Genomic DNA, 18,237 nt, shown 5'->3' on the forward strand with positions numbered 1-18,237 from the left:
CGGGCGGTCCGGTTCAGGCGGGCACGATACGGCCCGTGACCTCGCCGAGGCCGACGCGGGTGCCGTCCGGGCCCGGGGCCCAGGCGGTCAGGGTGACCTCGTCGCCGTCCTCCAGGAACGTCCGCTTGCCGCCGGGGAGTTCGAGGGGCTCGGTGCCGTTCCAGGTGAGTTCGAGCAGGGAGCCGCGCTGCTCGCGCTCGGCGCCGCTGACCGTGCCGGACGCGAAGAGGTCGCCCGTACGGAGCGAGGCCCCGTTGACCGTCATATGGGTCAGCTGCTGGGCCGCCGTCCAGTACATGGTGGAGAACGGCGGCTCCGAGATGACCTGTCCATTGAGCGAGACGGAGATCCGCAGGTCGAAGCCGCCCGGCTCCTCGTCGTCCGCGTCGTCCAGATAGGGGAGCAGTTCGGCCGTACGGGCCGGGGGTGTCACCCGGGCCGCGTCCAGGGCCTCCAGCGGGGTCACCCACGCCGAGACGGACGTGGCGAAGGACTTCCCGAGGAACGGGCCGAGCGGTACGTACTCCCACGCCTGGATGTCACGCGCCGACCAGTCGTTGAGGAGCGACAGCCCGAAGACATGGTCGCGGAAGGACGCCTGATCCACCGGACCGCCCTGCCGCGAGGGGGTCCCGACGACAAAGCCGACCTCCGCCTCGATGTCGAGCTTGACGGAGGGGCCGAAGACCGGCACCGGGTCGGAGGGCGCCTTGCGCTGGCCCGACGGACGCGTCACGTCCGTACCGGATACGACGATCGTGCCTGCCCTGCCGTGGTAACCGATCGGGAGATGCTTCCAGTTGGCGGGCAGCGCGTCTCCGTCGGGGCGGAAGATCCGGCTGACGTTGGTGGCGTGGTGCTCGCTCGCGTAGAAGTCGACATAGTCCGCGATCTCGTACGGCAGATGCAGCGTGACCGAGCCGAGCGGATGGAGCAGGGGCTCTATGTCCGCGCGGTGCGCGGGTACCGTGACCCATGCGGTGAGGGCCCGGCGGACATCGCGCCAGGCCGTACGGCCTGCCGCCATCAGGGGGTTGAGGCTCGACCTGGCCAGCAGTGCGGCGTACGGGGAGCCCAGGGCCTGCGCCGCCGCTCCCGCGTCGAGCACGTGGTCGCCGATACGGACCCCGAGCCGGCGGCGGTCGGGCTCGTCGGCGGTGGAGAAGACTCCGTACGGGAGGTTGTGCGGGCCGAAGGGGTCTCCCTCGGCCGGTTCGAGCGGGCTCTGCTCGGGCATTGGTGCTGCCTCGCTTTCCGGATCGATGCAGGACACGTTACGTCGCTGTTGCCCAGCCGCGGCAGTGGTAAAAAGTCCCGATTGACCCAAAAGGGCGGCATTTGGCGAGTAGTTCGCGGACCGTACCCGCGGTAGCCCCCGCGTCGGATCTGTTCCACCGTCAGATCGCCGGTTCCGGCCCGCCGGGCGGTCCGCGCGCGATCACCGGGCGGGCGGTCTGTGCGCGATCAGCCCGCCGCGTCCCGCGTCGGCTCCGGGCCCGGATCGACCTCCAGCCGCCACGGCCCCCGCGCCACGTCCCGGGTCGCCGGCGGACGAGACCGCGAGCCGGATGCGGTGTCCCGGCGGGGGCGACCACCGGCTCGCCCCGGAAGGCGTACGGGACGAGGGTGATGTTCGGCGAGGGGGATGCGTACGTCCGTATGGGTCGTCCCGCACGGAAAGTCGGTGTGGACGGCGGGGGGCATACCGGTCGCCTCGCGGTCACCTCGGGGGGCGGACTCGGGGGCGGGGTCCATCGGGGCGTGGTCGCCGGGCCGTCCGGTGACGAGCGGCCGGTGACGAGCGGGCCGGGGAAAGCGTGATCACCGCGGTGGCTGCTCCGCGTTCGCTCGCGGTTCGGCCGTTGTTCGTGACAAAAGCGCTACTCCTGGTCGTATGGCTGATCCCGAACATACCGGCGGGTCCGGGAAGGCGCCCACGGTGATCGAAAGGCGACCGGATAGGCTGACTTGAGTGGTGACAGCGACACATCGACAATCCGTGTGATCGTCAGCAGACAGGAGTACCTCTCGTGACCGTCGTCGGGCCGTTCGGGCTGAGCGTGCGGGACCAGGCTCTTGAGGCCGATGTCCAGACCGGGTTGGCGGCTGTCGAGGCGGGACTGCTCGATGCCACCAAGAGTGACGTGCCCTTCATCACGGAAGCGGCGCAGCATCTGGTACGGGCCGGCGGCAAACGGTTCAGGCCGTTGTTGGTCATGCTCGCGTCACAATTCGGTGACCCGTACGCGCCCGGTGTCGTCCCCGCGGCGGTGGTCGTCGAGCTGACCCATCTCGCGACGCTCTACCACGACGACGTGATGGACGAGGCGGAGGTCCGCCGGGGCGTGGCCAGCGCCAACGCCCGCTGGGGCAATTCGGTCGCCGTCCTCACGGGTGACTTCCTCTTCGCGCGCGCCTCGCACATCCTGGCCGACCTCGGGCCCGACGCGGTACGGGTCCAAGCCGAGGCGTTCGAGCGGCTGGTGACGGGCCAGATCCTGGAGACCGCGGGACCACGCGACGGACGCGACCCGGTCGCGCACTACCTCGATGTCGTGGGCGGCAAGACCGCTTCGCTGGTCGCCGTCTCCTGCCGCTTCGGCGCGATGACCTCCGGCGCGGACGAGTCGGTCGTCGACATCCTCACCCAGTACGGGGAGCGGCTCGGCGTCGCCTTCCAGCTCGCGGACGACGTCCTCGACATCGCCAGCGACTCGCACGAGTCGGGCAAGGTGCCCGGCACGGATCTGCGCGAGGGCATCCCCACGCTGCCGGTGCTGCTGCTGCGCGCCCAGGCCGAGGCGCACGGCAGCCCCGACGACCTCGCGCTGGTCGAGCTGCTGGACGGCGATCTGGCGGACGACGAGCGGCTCGCGGAGGCGCTGCGGCTGCTGCGCGCGCATCCGGCCCTGGAGCAGGCGCGCAGGGACACGGTGCGGTACGCGCAGGAGGCGCGGGCGACGCTCACGCCGCTGCCCGAGGGATACGCGAAGTCCGCGCTGATCGAGCTGTGCGACGCCGTGGTCCACCGAGCGGGCTGACGGAGCGTTCGTCCGATACGGGCCGGCGCGGGACGGCGGGACGGGTCGGTCGGCGGAACCCTGTCTTCCCCTGGGGCCTGTCGTCAAAGTCCCGCCTGCCCGGCGGCGTCCGGCACGCACGTTCGCCGCGTTGTCGGGGTCTCCCCAGTACGTCCAGTACGGGGGTGACCCTCCGCCCTGCGATCGCGCTCGGCATCCGCAGGACAGTTCCCTGTGCCGAGACGGAGCGAGCGAAGCGAGTGCAGTGCACCGGACGCCGCCGGGCCCGCCCTTCGGGCGGACGGCGCTACTTTGAAGACAGGCCCTAGTGGATGCGGGAAGTATCTCGTCGGTGGGTCATCCCAGAGCAGTACGGGAAGTTGCGCCCTGGGTCTGACGCTTATCGCGGGGCCGTTTGGTCAGATGGTTAACACCACTCCTCACCAATTCGGGTGAGACTGGCGGCGCGGAGTGGACGAGTGCACGAAACCGAAGGCCGCCGACCACGGAGGTAGGGCACACATGGCACCGAACGACAGCGCACAGATCACCGAGGAGGACCGGGAGCCCGGCGCGGGCCGCCGCAAGGCGGCGCGCTACGCGCTCCCCGTCGCGGTGGCGGGGGTGGCTGCGGCGACCATCGGGCTCGTCCCGGCACTCGCCGCGACCGGCGACCCCGATCTGCCGAAGATCAGCGCGCAGCAACTCATCGAGAAGATCGCCGCGTCGGAGACCGAGCAGCTCTCGGGCTCCGTGAAGATCACCACGGATCTGGGGCTCCCGTCGCTGGCCGGCCTCGGCGACATGGCGGGCGGCGCGCTCGCCGGTGGCAAGGGCGGGCCGAGCGGATCGGGCGCCTCCGACGGCTCGTCCGCGGACCCGAACGCCAAGCTGATGGAGCTCAGCTCGGGCACGCACACGCTGCGTGTCGCGGTGGACGGTCCCGACAAGCAGCGGCTGTCGATCCGTGACACCGCCGCCGAGTACAGCCTGCTCCACAACGGCGGCGAGGTCTGGGCGTACGACAGCGCCTCCAACGAGGCGTACCACGCGAGCGCCCCGAAGGACGGGGCCGAGGGCGGCGCGGCCAAGGGCGGCGAGAAGGACGCCCCCAAGGAAGGGCTGAAGGACGTCCCGGCGACCCCCAAGGAGTTCGCCGAGCAGGCGCTGAAGGCCGCGGGCGACACGACATCCGTGAGCGTCGACGGCACGGCGAGGGTCGCCGGGCGCGATGCGTACCAGCTGCTCATCAAGCCCAAGCAGAGCGGTTCGACGGTCGGCTCGATCAAGGTCGCGGTCGACGCGAAGACCGGTACGCCGCTGAAGTTCACGCTCTCGCCGAGCAGCGGTGGCAAGGCCGTGGTCGATGTCGGTTTCACCGAGGTCGACTTCGCCAAGCCCGCCGCCTCCACGTTCGACTTCACGCCGCCCAAGGGCGCGAAGGTGACGCAGGGGGAGGGCGACAAGAGCGGGTCCCCGGAGCTGCCCAAGCACGAGGACAGCGCCAAGGGGCCGAAGGAGCAGGGCGGCCCGAAGGTCATCGGCGAGGGCTGGAACGCCGTCTACGAGCTGAACACCGGCGCCGGCGAGGGCATCGCGGGCGCGGCGGGCGCGGACGCGGCGAAGTCGGGCGACGTCCCGGCCCAGGCGCAGCAGTTCCTGGACGCGCTGGGTGACAAGGTCACCGGGAAGTTCGGCTCGGGCACGGTCTTCAAGACCCGTCTGATCAACGCCCTGATGACGGACGACGGCAAGGTGTACGTCGGCGCGGTGACGCAGGACGCGCTGGTCAAGGCCGCCAACGAGGCGAAGTAACGATCCGGCCGGTCCGGTCTGTTCCGCCCCGTCGTACGCTCCGTACGGCGGGGCGGAACGCTGACCGGGGCCGGTCCGTTCTCGTACTGCCGGTGTGTGACCGCCGACGGGAATGTCCCACCGCTGACGGGAATGTGACCGCCGACGGGAAGACGAGAACGGGGGAGGGAGATGACAGCCGTGCTCGATGAGCTCGATGAGACCGACGTGCGCGATGTGATCGAGACGCGTGGGCTCACCAAGCGGTATCGCGGCGGGCAGCTCGCCGTGGACCGGCTCGACCTCGCCGTCCCCGCCGGCAGCGTCTTCGGCTTCCTCGGACCCAATGGATCGGGCAAGACGACCACGATCCGGATGCTGATGGGGCTGATCGAGCCGACCGCGGGCTCGGCCTCGCTCCTCGGCCGCCCCATGCCCCGCGCGGCCCGCGCCGTACTCCCCGAGGTCGGCGCCCTGATCGAGGGGCCCGCGCTGTACGGGTACCTGTCGGGCCGGGAGAACCTCGTACGGTACGACTTCGCCGACCCGACCGCCGACCCCCGTACCCGCCGCGCCCGGGTGACCGACGCCCTGGACCGGGTCGGGCTCACCGCCGCGGCGGGCAAGCGGGCGAAGGCGTACTCCCTCGGGATGAAGCAGCGGCTCGGGCTCGCGTCGGCGCTGCTGCGACCGCGCCGGCTGCTGGTGCTCGACGAGCCCACGAACGGTCTGGACCCGCAGGGCATGCGGGAGATCAGAACCCTGATACGGGAGCTGGCGGCGGACGGCACGACCGTCTTCCTCTCCTCGCATCTCCTCGACGAGATCGAGCAGGTGTGCACGCACGCCGCCGTGATGGCCCAGGGACGGCTGATCACCCAGGGTCCGGTCGCCGAGCTGGCGGCCGGGACCCTGGGCAGGCTGGCCGTCACCACCCCCGATCCCGCCGAGGCCGCCCGCGTGCTGAAGAAGCTGGGGGTCACCGATGTGGTCGTGGCGGAGGACGGGGTGAGCGGGGAGCTGCCCACGGGCGGGGCGGAGCCGGTGGACCCGGCCGACCTCAACGCGGCGCTCGTACGGGCCGGGGTACGCGTACGGGCCTTCGGCCAGGAGCGCGCCTCGCTGGAGGACGCCTTTGTCGCGCTGACGGGGGAGGGCTTCGATGTCGCGGGCTGAGGCGCGGGCCGAGGCGGGTCCCGAGGCGGGGGCTGAGTTGGGCTCCGAGGCGGGGGCGCTGGAGACGGCGGGCGCGGGACCGGTGGAGCCCGTGGCCCGGGAGAGGGAGCGCCGACTGTGGTGGACGTTCGGGCTGCTGCGCTCCGAGGTGACCACCACCTTCCGGCGCTGGCGGACCCTCGCGCTGCTGGGTGTGCTCGCCGCCGTACCCGTCCTCATCGGGATCGCCGTGAAGATCGAGACGAGCGACGGCGGGGGAGTGGGCCCGGGTGGCGGGGCGAACGGACCCGCGTTCCTGACGCAGATCACCAACAACGGACTGTTCCTGGTCTTCGCCGCGCTCGCCGCGACGCTGCCCGTGTTCCTGCCGATGGCGGTGGGGGTCATCGCGGGCGACGCGATCGCGGGCGAGGCCGGCGGCGGGACGCTGCGCTATCTGCTGGTCGCGCCGACCGGGCGTACGAGACTGCTGCTCGCCAAGTACGCGTCCACGCTGGCCTTCTGTCTGCTCGCGACGCTCGTCGTGGCGGTCTCGGCGCTGGCCGTCGGCGCGCTGCTCTTCCCGCTCGGTGATGTCACCACGATCTCGGGCACCCGGATCTCCTTCGGCGACGGGCTGCTGCGGGCCCTGCTGATCGCGGTGGTCGTCGCCGCCTCGCTGGTGGGGCTGGCGGCGCTGGGTCTGTTCATCTCCACCCTGACCAGCAGCGGGATCGCGGCGATGGCGGCGACCGTCGGGCTGCTGATCACCGTGCAGATCCTGGACACGATCCCGCAGCTGCACGCGATGCAGCCGTATCTCTTCTCGCACTACTGGCTGTCCTTCGCCGATCTGCTGCGCGAGCCGTTCTACTGGGACGACATCGGCAGGAACCTGGGGCTCCAGGCGCTGTACGCGGCGGTGTTCGGCTCGGCGGCCTGGGCGCGCTTCACGGCGAAGGACATCAACGCCTGAGTCGCGACGCCCGCCCCGCTCGGGAGCACATGCGGCTGCCCGCGTGCGCATCGATTGCAGCACGCGGGCAGTCGCGGTCAGAGGGGTGCGAGGGGTGAGGGGTGAGGGGTCAGGGGGTTGTTCAGAAGGTGAGGCGCCAGCTGTCGATATAGCCGGTGTCCTGGGCGGCCACGTCCTGGACCCGGAGCCTCCAGACGCCGTTCGCGGTCTCGCCGGACGTGTTCACCGTGTAGGTGGCGATCACGTTGTCCGCGGAGTCGCTGCCGCTGGAGTTCTTCAGCCGGTAGACCGTCCCGCTCGGGCCGATCAGGTCGACGACCACGTCACCCCGCCAGGTGTGCTTGATGTCCACACCCACCTTGAGCGCGGCGGGGGCGTTGCCCGTACGGCCGGAGACGGTCACCGCCGAGGTGATGGTGGGGCCGTTGTCCGGGATGGTGACATCGTCGAGGGTCTCGAAGACCTCGCCCGACGGGACGGACGAGTTCGCCGACAGCGTCCACACCGCGTGGGCGACGGCGTCGCTGTTGCGGTCGAGCGCGGTGTCGTTGATGTTCGCCGTGGTGTCGCAGGAGGAGTGGTAGCAGCGGTCGAAGGACTGCCCCGAGGTGCCGCCCCACTTCTGTGCCTGCGCGGCGGTCTTGATGTAGTCGGCGCCGCTGAAGAGTCCGCCGACCGGGACGCCCACGTTCTTGAACGGAGCGTGGTCCGAGCGGCCGTCGCCCTCGGTCTCGATCTCCGTCGCGATGCCGAGACCCGCGTAGTAGTCCTTGAAGGTCTGCTCGATGGTCGGGTCGTCGTCATAGACGAAGTAACCGGCGTTCGGACTGCCGATCATGTCGAAGTTCAGATAGCCGCTGATCTTCGCCCGCTCGGCGGTCGGCAGGTTGTTGACGTAGTACCGCGAACCGACCAGACCCAGCTCCTCCGCGCCCCACCAGGCGAACCGCAGATGCTTCGCCGGCTGGAGCTGGGCCCGGGAGACGGCGAGCGCGGTCTCCAGGATGGCGGCGGAGCCCGATCCGTTGTCGTTGATCCCGGCGCCCGAGGTGACCGAGTCGAGATGCGAACCGGACATCACGACCTGGTTCGGATCGCCGCCCGGCCAGTCGGCAATCAGGTTGTAGCCGGTGGCGCCGCCGGAGGTGAACTGCTGTACGGAGGTGGTGAACCCGGCCGCGTCCAGCTTGCCCTTGACGTAGTTGACGGAGGCCAGATAGCCGGCGCGGCCATGGGCGCGGTTGCCGCCGTTGGCGGCGGCGATGGACGAGAACTGGGTGAGATGCGTCTTGACATTGGCGAGCGGTATGTCGGGGGCAGCGAGCGCGGCGGGCGCGGACTGCGCCGGTCTCGTGGAGACCGGAGGCGCGGCGGGCGCCGCTGACACGGCGGGCGCCGCGGCGGCGAGCAGCCCGGCGACGGCGAGTGCGGTGACCGCGGCCGTGCCACCGCGGGTGGATATTCGGCCGGGTCGGACGGGCCGGCCGGGTATGCGGTGCGCTCCGGGAACGGAGAGTTTCATGTGGGGGCTCCGGATTCCGTACGGGGACAGGACGGAACGTGCGAGACGCCCCACGACGACGGTGACGCGGGGCGTTGGAGCTGGTGGCGCTGTTGGTGCCGATCGAAAGCTGATCGTGAGACCGATCGTGAAACCGATCGAGAAGCTGACCGTGGTGCTGAAGCTGTTGGTGCGCCGTGCGTGCTGAATGCTCGGGGAGAGCTTGACTCGCCGTCAAGAGCGGAAACCGGTCACTGGTGTTCGCTGACCGGACATGTCCCGTCCGCCTGTGCCGAGGCCGCCTCCATCGTTGCCGCCGTTGCCGCCGTTGCCGTCGCTGTCGCTGTCGCTGCTGCCTCCGCCGTCAGGCGCAGCGCCTCCGACCGCGTACGGCGAGCGTTCCGCAGCGCGTCCCAGGTCAGGATCGCCAGGGCCAGCCAGACCAGCGAGAAGCCCGCCCACCGCTCCGGCGGCATCGCCTCGTGGAAGTACGTGATCCCCAGGATGAATTGGAAGACCGGGGCCAGATACTGGAGTAGCCCCAGCGTCGACAGCGGTACCCGTATCGCCGCAGCGCCGAAGCAGACCAGCGGCAGCGCGGTGACCACGCCCGTCGCGGCGAGCAGGGCCATCTGACCCGTACCCTCCGAGCCGAAGGTGGCCGACCCGGACGTGCCCAGCCACACCAGATAGCCGAGCGCGGGCAGGAAAAGGACCGCGGTCTCGGCTGCCAGCGACTCCAGGCCGCCGATGTTGATCTTCTTCTTGACCAGGCCGTAGGTCGCGAACGAGAAGGCCAGTACGAGCGAGATCCAGGGCGGCTGCCCGTACCCGACGGCGAGGACCAGCACGGCGGCCAGGGCGATGAAGACCGCCGTCCACTGGGCGGGCCGCAGCCGTTCCTTGAGCAGCAGAACACCCATGGCGATCGTCACCAGCGGGTTGATGAAGTAGCCCAGAGAGGCTTCGACGACACGGCCGGTGTTGACCGCCCAGATGTAGAAACCCCAGTTGAGGGAGATCGTGATGGCGGCCACGGCGATGAGCCCCAGCTTGCGGGGCTGCCGTATCAGCTCCGGTATCCAGCCCCAGCGGCGCAGCACCAGCAGCCCGATGGCGACGAACACGAGTGACCAGACCATCCGGTGGGCCAGGATCTCCATCGCCCCGGCCGGTTCGAGCAGCGGCCAGTAGAGCGGGACCAGCCCCCACATCCCGTAGGCGCCGATCCCGTACAGCAGCCCCGCCCGCTGGACCGGCAGTCCCGCCCGCTGGTCGCCGTTCGCCTTCACTGACCCTCCCCGCCACATACGCGCCGTCCCGGCACGGCGCCCCCACAAAGTAGCGCCGCGCGGGCCGCGATGTCATGTCCGTATCGTCATACGGTCATGACGCGTCAGTGTGCGTGGGGCAGCCGCGTGCGCGGGTCAGCCGCATGCATGGGTCAGCCCTTGAGGGCCTCGGCGATCGTGTCGGCGAGCGGGGTGGTGGGGCGGCCGGCCAGCCGGGCCAGATCCCCCGTCGTACCGGCCAGCAGCCCGCGCTCGATCGCGTGGTCCACGTCCACCAGGATCGCGGCCATCGGCTCGGGCACCCCCGCGCCGGTGAGGATCCCGAGCAGTGTCTCGGCCGGCACGTTGTTGTACGCGATGGTCCTGCCGGTCTGCCGCGACAGCTCCGCCGCGTACTCGCCCAGCGACCACGCCGTGTCGCCGCTCAGCTCGTAGGCCTTGTTCAGATGTCCCTCGCCGGTCAGAACGGCCGCCGCCGCGGCGGCGTAGTCCGCGCGGGCGGCGGTGGCGATCAGGCCCTCGCCCGCGGCGGCGACGACGGCGTCGTGCTCCAGTACGGGCGCGAGGTTCCCGGTGTAGTTCTCGGTGTACCAGCCGTTGCGCAGGAAGCCCGGAATCGAGGATCAGCTGCTCGGTCGCCTTGTGCTCGGCGGCCAACTGGAAGTCGGCGTCGGGCCCGCCCAGCACGCCGGTATACGCGAGCTGGGCCACTCCGGCCGCCCGCGCCGCGTCGATGACGGCGGTGTGCTGCGCCACGCGCTGCCCGACCTCGCTGCCGGAGATCAGCAGCACACGGTCACCGGCCCGGAACGCGTCCGTCAGCGTCTCGGGGTGGCTGTAGTCGGCGATCCGCGGCTCGACACCGCGCGCCACCAGACCCGCGGCCTTCTCCCTGTTCCGCACGACGACGGCGATCCTGTCGGCCGGGACGCCGTCGGCCAGCAGGGACTCGACGACCAGTCGGCCGAGGTGTCCGGTGGCTCCGGTGACAACGATGTTCATGGGGAGGCTCCAGTTCAGGTGGATATGCCGGGATCAATACTCTCTGTCACTCACCCTAGGGGCAGTACTAACCAAGCGAAAGTACCCACCTTGAAGTAAGGTACTGGCATGGCCGTAAGCAATATGACGGAGAAGACGAAGACGGCGACGAAGCCGGAGAAGATGGAGGAGCCGGACGTCAACCGGTCCATGTGTCCCTCCCGGCTCGTCCTTGAGCACGTCACCAGCCGCTGGGGCGTGCTGGTGCTCGCCGCGCTGCTGGAGCGCTCCTACCGCTTCAGCGAACTGCGGCGCGAGGTCGGCGGGGTCAGCGAGAAGATGCTCGCCCAGACGCTTCAGACCCTGGAACGTGACGGCTTCGTCCATCGTGACGCCAAGCCCGTGATCCCGCCGCGGGTGGACTACACGCTGACCGAGCTGGGGCGGGAGGCCGCCGAGCAGGTCTGGGGGCTGGCGCGCTGGACGGAACGGCGGCTGGACGAGGTGTTCAAGGCCCGTCGGGCATACGACGAGGCCCGGACCTCATAAGAGATCCGGGCCCACGAAGATCGGCTACCCGACGACCGTCCAGGTGTCGCCACCGGCGAGCATCGTGGCCAGATCGCCCCGGCCCTGCCGCTCGACGGCCGCGTCCAGCTGGTCCGACATCAGGGTGTCGTAGACGGGCCGCTCGACGCTGCGCAGTACTCCGATGGGGGTGTGGTGCAGGGTGTCCGGGTCGGCGAGGCGGGACAGGGCGAACGCGGTGGTGGGGCTCGTCGCGTGCGCGTCGTGGACGAGGATCCGTGACTCGTTCTCCGGCGTGACGGCCACCACCTCCAGGTCGCCGGTGGCCGGGTCGCGGACTACGCCCTTCCCGCCGTCCACGCCGAAGCGGATCGGCTGCCCGTGCTCCAGCCGGATCACGGCTTCCTCGGCCTTCTCCTTGTCCTTGAGGACCTCGAAGGCGCCGTCGTTGAAGATGTTGCAGTTCTGGTAGATCTCCACCAGTGCGGTGCCGGGGTGGTCGGCGGCCTGGCGCAGTACTTCGGTGAGGTGTTTGCGGTCGGAGTCGACCGTACGGGCCACGAAGGAGGCCTCCGCGCCGATCGCGAGCGACACCGGGTTGAAGGGCGCGTCCAGCGAACCCATCGGGGTCGACTTGGTGATCTTCCCGAGTTCGGAGGTGGGTGAGTACTGGCCTTTCGTCAGCCCGTAGATCCGGTTGTTGAACAGCAGGATCTTGAGGTTGACGTTCCGCCGCAGTGCGTGGATGAGGTGATTGCCGCCGATGGAGAGGGCGTCGCCGTCACCGGTGACCACCCAGACCGACAGATCGCGGCGGGAGGTCGCCAGCCCGGTGGCGATGGCGGGGGCGCGGCCGTGGATGGAGTGCATCCCGTAGGTGTTCATGTAGTACGGGAAGCGCGAGGAGCAGCCGATGCCGGAGACGAAGACGATGTTTTCCTTGGCGAGGCCCAGTTCGGGCATGAAGCCCTGGACCGCGGCCAGCACCGCGTAGTCGCCGCAGCCGGGGCACCAGCGGACTTCCTGGTCCGACTTGAAGTCCTTCATGGACTGCTTGGCCTGGGCCTTGGGGACCAGCGTCAGCAACTCGTTCGCATCAGACATCGATGGCCTCCTTGAGGGCCGTGGCCAGCTGCTCGGCCTTGAAGGGCATGCCGTTGACCTGGTTGTACGAGTGGGCGTCGACGAGATACTTCGCCCGCAGCAGCGTGGCGAGCTGGCCGAGGTTCATCTCCGGCACGACGACCTTGTCATAACGGCCAAGGACCTCCCCGAGGTTGCGCGGGAAGGGGTTGATATGACGCAGATGCGCCTGGGCGATGGGCGTGCCCGCCCTGCGCAGCCGGCGCACCGCGGCGGTGATCGGGCCGTAGGTGGAGCCCCAGCCCAGAACCAGCGTGCGGGCGCCGTCCGGGTCGTCGACGGTCAGATCGGGGACCTGGATTCCGTCGATCTTGGCTTGGCGGGTGCGCACCATGAAGTCGTGGTTGGCCGGGTCGTAGGAGATGTTGCCCGTGCCGTCCTGCTTCTCGATGCCGCCGATGCGGTGTTCCAGGCCCGGCGTGCCGGGCACTGCCCAGGGGCGGGCCAGGGTCTGCGGGTCGCGCTTGTACGGCCAGAACACCTCGGTGCCGTCGGCCAGCGTGTGATTCGGGCCCTGGGCGAACGGTACGCGCAGATCGGGCAGTTCGTCCGTCTCCGGGATCCGCCACGGCTCGGAGCCGTTGGCGAGATACCCGTCGGAGAGCAGGAAGACCGGGGTGCGGTAGGTCACCGCGATCCGCGCGGCCTCCAGGGCGGCGTCGAAGCAGTCCGCCGGGGTCTGCGGCGCGACCACCGGGACGGGGGCCTCGCCGTTGCGCCCGTACATCGCCTGGAGCAGATCCGCCTGCTCGGTCTTCGTCGGCAGACCGGTGGACGGACCGCCGCGCTGGATGGCGACGACCAGCAGCGGCAGCTCCAGCGAGACCGCCAGACCGATGGTCTCCGACTTGAGCGCCACGCCGGGGCCCGAGGTGGTGGTGACGGCCAGGGACCCGCCGAAGGCAGCGCCCAGCGCCGCGCCGATGGCCGCGATCTCGTCCTCGGCCTGGAAGGTCCGCACGCCGAAGTTCTTGTGCCTCGACAGCTCGTGGAGGATGTCCGAGGCCGGGGTGATCGGGTACGAGCCGAGGTAGAGCGGCAGCTCCGCCTGGTGGCCGGCGGCGATCAGGCCGTACGCCAGCGCCAGGTTCCCGGAGATGTTGCGGTACGTGCCGGCCGGGAACGCCTGGGCGGCCGGGGCCACCTCGTAGGAGACCGCGAAGTCCTCGGTGGTCTCGCCGAAGTTCCACCCCGCCCGGAACGCGGCGACATTCGCCTCCGCGATCTGCGGCTTCTTCGCGAACTTGGCCCGCAGGAACTTCTCGGTGCCCTCTGTCGGCCGGTGGTACATCCAGCTCAGCAGGCCCAGCGCGAACATGTTCTTGGAGCGCTCGGCCTCCTTGCGGGAGAGGCCGAACTCCTTGAGCGCCTCGATCGTCAGCGTCGTCAGCGGCACCGGGTGCACCTGGTAGCCGTCGAGCGAGCCGTCCTCCAGCGGTGAGGTCAGATAACCGACCTTGGCCATCGGGCGCTTGGTGAACTCATCGGTGTTCACGATGACTTCCGCGCCGCGCGGCACATCGCCGATATTCGCCTTCAGCGCGGCCGGGTTCATCGCCACGAGCACATTGGGTGCGTCGCCCGGGGTGAGGATGTCGTGGTCCGCGAAGTGCAGCTGGAACGAGGAGACGCCCGGCAGCGTCCCGGCAGGAGCCCGGATCTCGGCCGGGAAGTTCGGCAGCGTCGACAGGTCGTTCCCGAACGACGCCGTCTCCGAGGTGAACCGGTCACCCGTCAGCTGCATCCCGTCACCCGAGTCACCCGCGAAACGGATGATGACCCGGTCCAGACGACGGACCTCCTTCTCGCCTGCGCCCTCCTGTCCGGGTTCGGACGCGGGTGCACGCTGGTCACCGACGGCGCGATCGCTCTCGCTCGCGTCGCCGGCCCCATCGACCTGCTCGGCTGCGCTACTGACCTGGCTGGTCACTGAACTGGACCTCCCTCGGGCGGCGGCTCGGGACCGGCCGGCCGCCCGGCAGTCCCGGAAGCCACCCTACGTCGGTAAGGGTCGCCTTCCCCTTGGCCGATCGAATGGTGGACGCCACTTTGAGACGTTCTCTAGTGGAAATCTGTCACTATTTGCCCACCCTCGATGGGATTCGTGAAGGTCGTTCCGCTCTCATCCTTTGGTTCTAGGACCTGTCTTCAAAGTGGCGCCGTCCGCCCGAAGGGCAGGCGGGACTTTGAAGACAGGCCCCAGGGCTTTCGTCCCGCCAGAGACCTCGCATGTGCGGCTGACGGGGCGACAGGCAGGACGTTCCCCGCTCAGGACCTCAGATAGGTCAGAACGGCCAGCACCCGGCGGTGATCCCCGTCACTAGGGGAAAGCCCAAGCTTCAGAAAGATATTGCTGACATGTTTCTCGACCGCGCCATCGCTCACGACCAGCTGCTTGGCGACCGCCGAGTTCGTCCGCCCCTCGGCCATCAGCCCGAGGACCTCACGCTCGCGGGGCGTCAGCCCCGCCAGCACGTCCTGCTTCCGGCTCCGGCCCAGCAGCTGGGCGACGACCTCGGGGTCCAGCGCGGTCCCGCCCCTGGCCACCCGTACGACGGCGTCCACGAACTCCCTGACCTCGGCCACCCGGTCCTTGAGCAGATACCCCACGCCCCGGCTGCTGCCGGCCAGCAGCTCCGTGGCGTACTGCTCCTCGACGTACTGGGAGAGCACCAGCACCCCGACCTCCGGATGGTCCCGGCGCAGCCGTACGGCGGCTCGTACCCCCTCGTCGGTGTGGGTCGGCGGCATCCTTACGTCCGCGACCACCACATCCGGCAGCGCGCCCTGGGCCGCCAGATCGCCCACGGTCTTGATGAGCGCTTCCCCGTCCCCGACACCGGCGACGACATCGTGTCCGCGGTCGGTCAGCAGCCGGGTCAGGCCCTCCCGAAGCAGTACTGAGTCCTCGGCGATGACGACCCGCACTCTGTCCTCCACGATGCTGTAGCCCCCATAGATGAGATCTGTCCCCTGTGCCCTCCAGCATCCCAGTATTCGGACCGCTCCGCGCCTACCCGCAAGGAAATGGGACCACCGCCTCGCGAGAGCCTGCCTCGCGAGAGCCTCCCGGGTGGGGGCACCCGGGAGACATCACTTCGCACGACATCACTCCGCACGATGTCGCTCCATGGGCGTCAGCCCCGCCAGGGCAGCTCCGCCGTCACCGTCGTCGGACCGCCGGCCGGGGAGTCGATGACCAGGATCCCGTCCACCGCGTCCAGCCGCTCCGCCAGCCCGGCCAGACCGCTGCCCGCCGTCGCGTCCGCCCCGCCCCTGCCGTCATCCGTGACCTGAAGCATCAGTCGGTCCTGCGTCTGCCACACCTCCACCGCCGCCCGGCTCGCCCTGGAGTGCTTGCTGATGTTCTGGAGCAGCTCGGAGACAGTGAAGTAGGCGATCCCCTCGATCGCGGCGGCCGGCCGGTACGGAAGATCCACCTCCACCTTCACCGGGACCGTGCAGCGCGAGGCGACGGCGGAGAGCGCCGCGTCCAGTCCCCGGTCGGTGAGGACGGCCGGATGGATGCCGCGCGCCAGATCGCGCAGCTCCTGGAGCGCCGTCTTCACCTCGCCGTGCGCCTCATCGACCATGCGCGCCGCGGCCTCCGGGTCCTCCGCCAGCTTCTCCTTCGCCAGCCCCAGATCCATGGCCAGGGCCACCAGCCGGGCCTGCGCGCCGTCGTGCAGATCCCGCTCGATACGGCGCAGATCGGCGGCGGCCGTGTCGACCACCACCCCCCGGTCCGACTCCAGCTCCGAGACCCGGGTGGCCAGCCGGGACGGGCCGAGCAGCCCGACCACCAGCAGCCGGTCCACGGTCGCCAGGGCCCGTATCAGCCAGGGCGAGAAGAGCACCAGCACCAGCCCCACCACGGAGGTGGCGGCTATCTCGAACGGGGTGTCCAGAAAGAAGCCGTCCCCCGCGCCGTCGCTGTAGATCGCGATACCCGACTGGTCGAGATGGCTGGGAAACACCCAGTGCCACAGCGGATACGAGAACAGCCCCCAGCCCACGCTCCAGAACGTCAGGGACACCACGAACGCGAACAGCGCCCACGGGAAATGCAGGATCGCGTAGAGCAGATGGCGCCAGGACACCCCGCTCTTCAGCACCGCGCCGACCCAGGACATCAGCCCGCTCTTCGCACCACGGGCCGGCGCCGGATCCGGCACATCGAGCCCCAGCAACCCCCGCGCCCGCGCCCGCTCCATCATCCCGAAGCCGCGGCAGCCGGCCAGCCCCACCGCCAGCACGGGCACCCCGAGGAAGGTGACCAGCAGCCCCGCCCCGAGCGCGATGGTCGCCATCGCGTAGCCGAACAGCACGGCGCTGATCGGCAGGCTGAGCAGCAGATAGCCGAACTCGCGCCAGGTGCGTCCTTCGAACGGGGCACGCAGGGCCGGCGGAAGGAAGTGGGGCCGCGTCTGCGATCCGTAATCCAAGGCCATGGGTGTGGTCCGTTCTGGGAGCGGGCTGAGGGAGAGCGGGCTGTGTGCTGCCATGTCCTCCATGCTCCCGGGGCCGGAGCACCCGCACCATGAGGCCGGTCTCAGTCTTCACCCTGGGGTTTTCCCCACCCCCGAGGTGTGGCTGCGCCCGCCCCAAGCCCCGCTCAGCCCTTTCCGCGCCGCCGCCACGGCAGCTCCGCCGTGACGATCGTCGGCCCGCCGGCCGGGGATTCCAGGACGAACAGGCCGTCGACCGCGCCGAGCCGCTCGGACAGCCCGGACATGCCCGTACCGCCGTCCAGCCGCGCGCCACCGCGCCCGTCGTCCTGCACCTGGATCAGCAGCCTGTCGTCCCGCCGCCACACATCCACCGACGCCATCCGTGCCGCGCTGTGCTTGCTGACGTTCTGGAGCAGTTCGGAGACCGTGAAATACGCGATGCCCTCGATCGCCTCGGCGGGCCGCTCGTCCAGATCGACGGTCACCTTCACCGGGACCGTGCAGCGCGAGGCGATGGCGGAGAGCGCCGCGTCCAGTCCCCGGTCGGTGAGGACGGCCGGATGGATGCCGCGCGCCAGATCGCGCAGCTCCTGCAGCGCGAGCTTCACCTCGCCGTGTGCCTCGTCCACCATGCTCGCCGCCGTCTCCGGGTCCTCCAGCAGCTTCTCCTTGGCAAGGCCGAGCCCCATGGCCAGGGCCACCAGCCGGGCCTGCGCGCCGTCGTGCAGATCTCGCTCGATACGCCGCAGATCGGCGGCGGCCGTGTCGACCACCACCCCCCGGTCCGACTCCAGCTCCGCGATCCGCCGCTCCAGCTCGTCGGAGGGCGAGAGCAGCGCCCGCACCATCGCCCGGTCGACATTGGTGAGCCCGCGCACCACATAAGGAAGGACCGGCCAGAACGCGACGAGACCGGTCAGGGTGACGGCGAACGTCAGCACGCCCCAGGGCAGCCGGATGAACTCGTACAGCACGGTCCGCCAGGCCACCGGATCCTTCAGCCCGGCCCATATCCGGCCGAGAAGCCCGTCGGGACGCCGGCCCGGACCGTACAGCGGACTCGGCTCGTCGATCCGCACCCCGAGCAGCGCGCGCGCCCGCGCCCGCTCCGCCCGGCCGAGCAGCCGCGCCCCCGCGAGCCCGCAGACCAGCCACGGCAGCCCGATCACCGTCACCGAAAGGCCCGCGCCGATCGCGACCGTGATCACCACATAGACAAAACCGACCAGGGAAGCCGGAAGGTTCACCAGGAGATGCGCGATCTCCTTCCAGGTGTGCCGGCCGAACGCGAAGCGCGCGGGTGGCGGACGGTCATCGTCGGGGAGGCTGCTGCGCACGGTCATAAGGACCAAGCCTGCACGCAGCGAATCGCGCGCGCCATGGGGTAGCTGGGCCA

Annotated in this window: 13 protein-coding genes and 1 pseudogene; 5 read left to right on the forward strand and 9 right to left on the reverse strand. The window is 70.2% G+C overall.

Features of this window, described 5'->3' with window-relative positions; genetic code table 11:
• Positions 1 to 13: 13 nt before the first annotated feature.
• Positions 14 to 1,237 carry a fumarylacetoacetase gene (gene fahA / locus ACIRQP_RS07220; RefSeq protein WP_403884752.1) on the reverse strand — a complete coding sequence of 408 codons (1,224 nt, stop codon included), beginning with the start codon at positions 1,235 to 1,237 and terminating at the stop codon, positions 14 to 16.
• A 793-nt stretch (positions 1,238 to 2,030) separates the two neighbouring features.
• Between fahA and ACIRQP_RS07225 the strand changes: the two genes are divergently transcribed.
• From ACIRQP_RS07225 to ACIRQP_RS07240, 4 genes are all read left to right on the forward strand, one after another.
• Positions 2,031 to 3,041, forward strand: coding sequence for a polyprenyl synthetase family protein (locus ACIRQP_RS07225; protein ID WP_403884755.1), 1,011 nt, complete (start codon positions 2,031 to 2,033; stop codon positions 3,039 to 3,041).
• 501 nt (positions 3,042 to 3,542) lie between these two features.
• Positions 3,543 to 4,835, forward strand: a complete 1,293-nt coding sequence (locus tag ACIRQP_RS07230) for an outer membrane lipoprotein carrier protein LolA (RefSeq protein WP_403884758.1) — start codon at positions 3,543 to 3,545, stop codon at positions 4,833 to 4,835.
• 171 nt (positions 4,836 to 5,006) lie between these two features.
• Positions 5,007 to 5,990 (forward strand): ATP-binding cassette domain-containing protein, encoded by a 984-nt coding sequence (locus tag ACIRQP_RS07235; protein WP_403884761.1) that lies wholly within the window; start codon positions 5,007 to 5,009, stop codon positions 5,988 to 5,990.
• Entirely contained in the window at positions 5,977 to 6,945 is a 969-nt protein-coding gene (locus tag ACIRQP_RS07240) for an ABC transporter permease (protein ID WP_403884764.1), read from the forward strand. The genes ACIRQP_RS07235 and ACIRQP_RS07240 overlap by 14 nt, the downstream gene beginning before the upstream one ends.
• Before the next feature lie 121 nt (positions 6,946 to 7,066).
• Here the strand turns inward: ACIRQP_RS07240 and ACIRQP_RS07245 are convergent, their stop codons facing one another.
• The 3 genes and pseudogenes from ACIRQP_RS07245 to ACIRQP_RS07255 form a co-directional block, all read right to left on the reverse strand.
• Positions 7,067 to 8,467: a M28 family metallopeptidase gene (locus ACIRQP_RS07245; protein WP_403884767.1), complete on the reverse strand. Its 1,401-nt coding sequence runs from the start codon at positions 8,465 to 8,467 to the stop codon at positions 7,067 to 7,069.
• A gap of 230 nt (positions 8,468 to 8,697) precedes the next feature.
• Entirely contained in the window at positions 8,698 to 9,756 is a 1,059-nt protein-coding gene (gene rarD, locus ACIRQP_RS07250) for an EamA family transporter RarD (protein ID WP_403884770.1), read from the reverse strand.
• A 134-nt stretch (positions 9,757 to 9,890) separates the two neighbouring features.
• Positions 9,891 to 10,740, reverse strand: a pseudogene (locus ACIRQP_RS07255) (SDR family oxidoreductase).
• Between the two features lie 123 nt (positions 10,741 to 10,863).
• On the opposite strand from ACIRQP_RS07255, the gene ACIRQP_RS07260 reads away from it, so the two are divergent.
• The gene (locus ACIRQP_RS07260) at positions 10,864 to 11,268 is read left to right on the forward strand and encodes a winged helix-turn-helix transcriptional regulator (RefSeq protein WP_403885371.1); all 405 of its coding nucleotides are present in this window, start codon (positions 10,864 to 10,866) and stop codon (positions 11,266 to 11,268) included.
• A 24-nt stretch (positions 11,269 to 11,292) separates the two neighbouring features.
• Here the strand turns inward: ACIRQP_RS07260 and ACIRQP_RS07265 are convergent, their stop codons facing one another.
• The 5 genes from ACIRQP_RS07265 to ACIRQP_RS07285 all read right to left on the reverse strand — a co-directional run bounded on the left by ACIRQP_RS07265 (position 11,293) and on the right by ACIRQP_RS07285 (position 18,184).
• Positions 11,293 to 12,351 carry a 2-oxoacid:ferredoxin oxidoreductase subunit beta gene (locus tag ACIRQP_RS07265; protein ID WP_403884773.1) on the reverse strand — a complete coding sequence of 353 codons (1,059 nt, stop codon included), beginning with the start codon at positions 12,349 to 12,351 and terminating at the stop codon, positions 11,293 to 11,295.
• A complete protein-coding gene (locus tag ACIRQP_RS07270; RefSeq protein ID WP_403884776.1) occupies positions 12,344 to 14,320 on the reverse strand; it encodes a 2-oxoacid:acceptor oxidoreductase subunit alpha in 1,977 nt (658 codons plus the stop codon). The genes ACIRQP_RS07265 and ACIRQP_RS07270 overlap by 8 nt, the downstream gene beginning before the upstream one ends.
• Positions 14,321 to 14,658: 338 nt before the next feature.
• Positions 14,659 to 15,318, reverse strand: coding sequence for a response regulator (locus ACIRQP_RS07275; protein WP_403885373.1), 660 nt, complete (start codon positions 15,316 to 15,318; stop codon positions 14,659 to 14,661).
• 209 nt (positions 15,319 to 15,527) lie between these two features.
• Positions 15,528 to 16,841: a sensor histidine kinase gene (locus ACIRQP_RS07280; RefSeq protein WP_403885376.1), complete on the reverse strand. Its 1,314-nt coding sequence runs from the start codon at positions 16,839 to 16,841 to the stop codon at positions 15,528 to 15,530.
• Positions 16,842 to 17,005: 164 nt separating this feature from the next.
• Positions 17,006 to 18,184 (reverse strand): sensor histidine kinase, encoded by a 1,179-nt coding sequence (locus ACIRQP_RS07285; RefSeq protein WP_403884779.1) that lies wholly within the window; start codon positions 18,182 to 18,184, stop codon positions 17,006 to 17,008.
• Positions 18,185 to 18,237 lie beyond the last annotated feature (53 nt).

Origin of the sequence: Streptomyces sp. NPDC102274, assembly GCF_044766385.1 — a bacterium.
Lineage (GTDB): Bacteria > Actinomycetota > Actinomycetes > Streptomycetales > Streptomycetaceae > Streptomyces.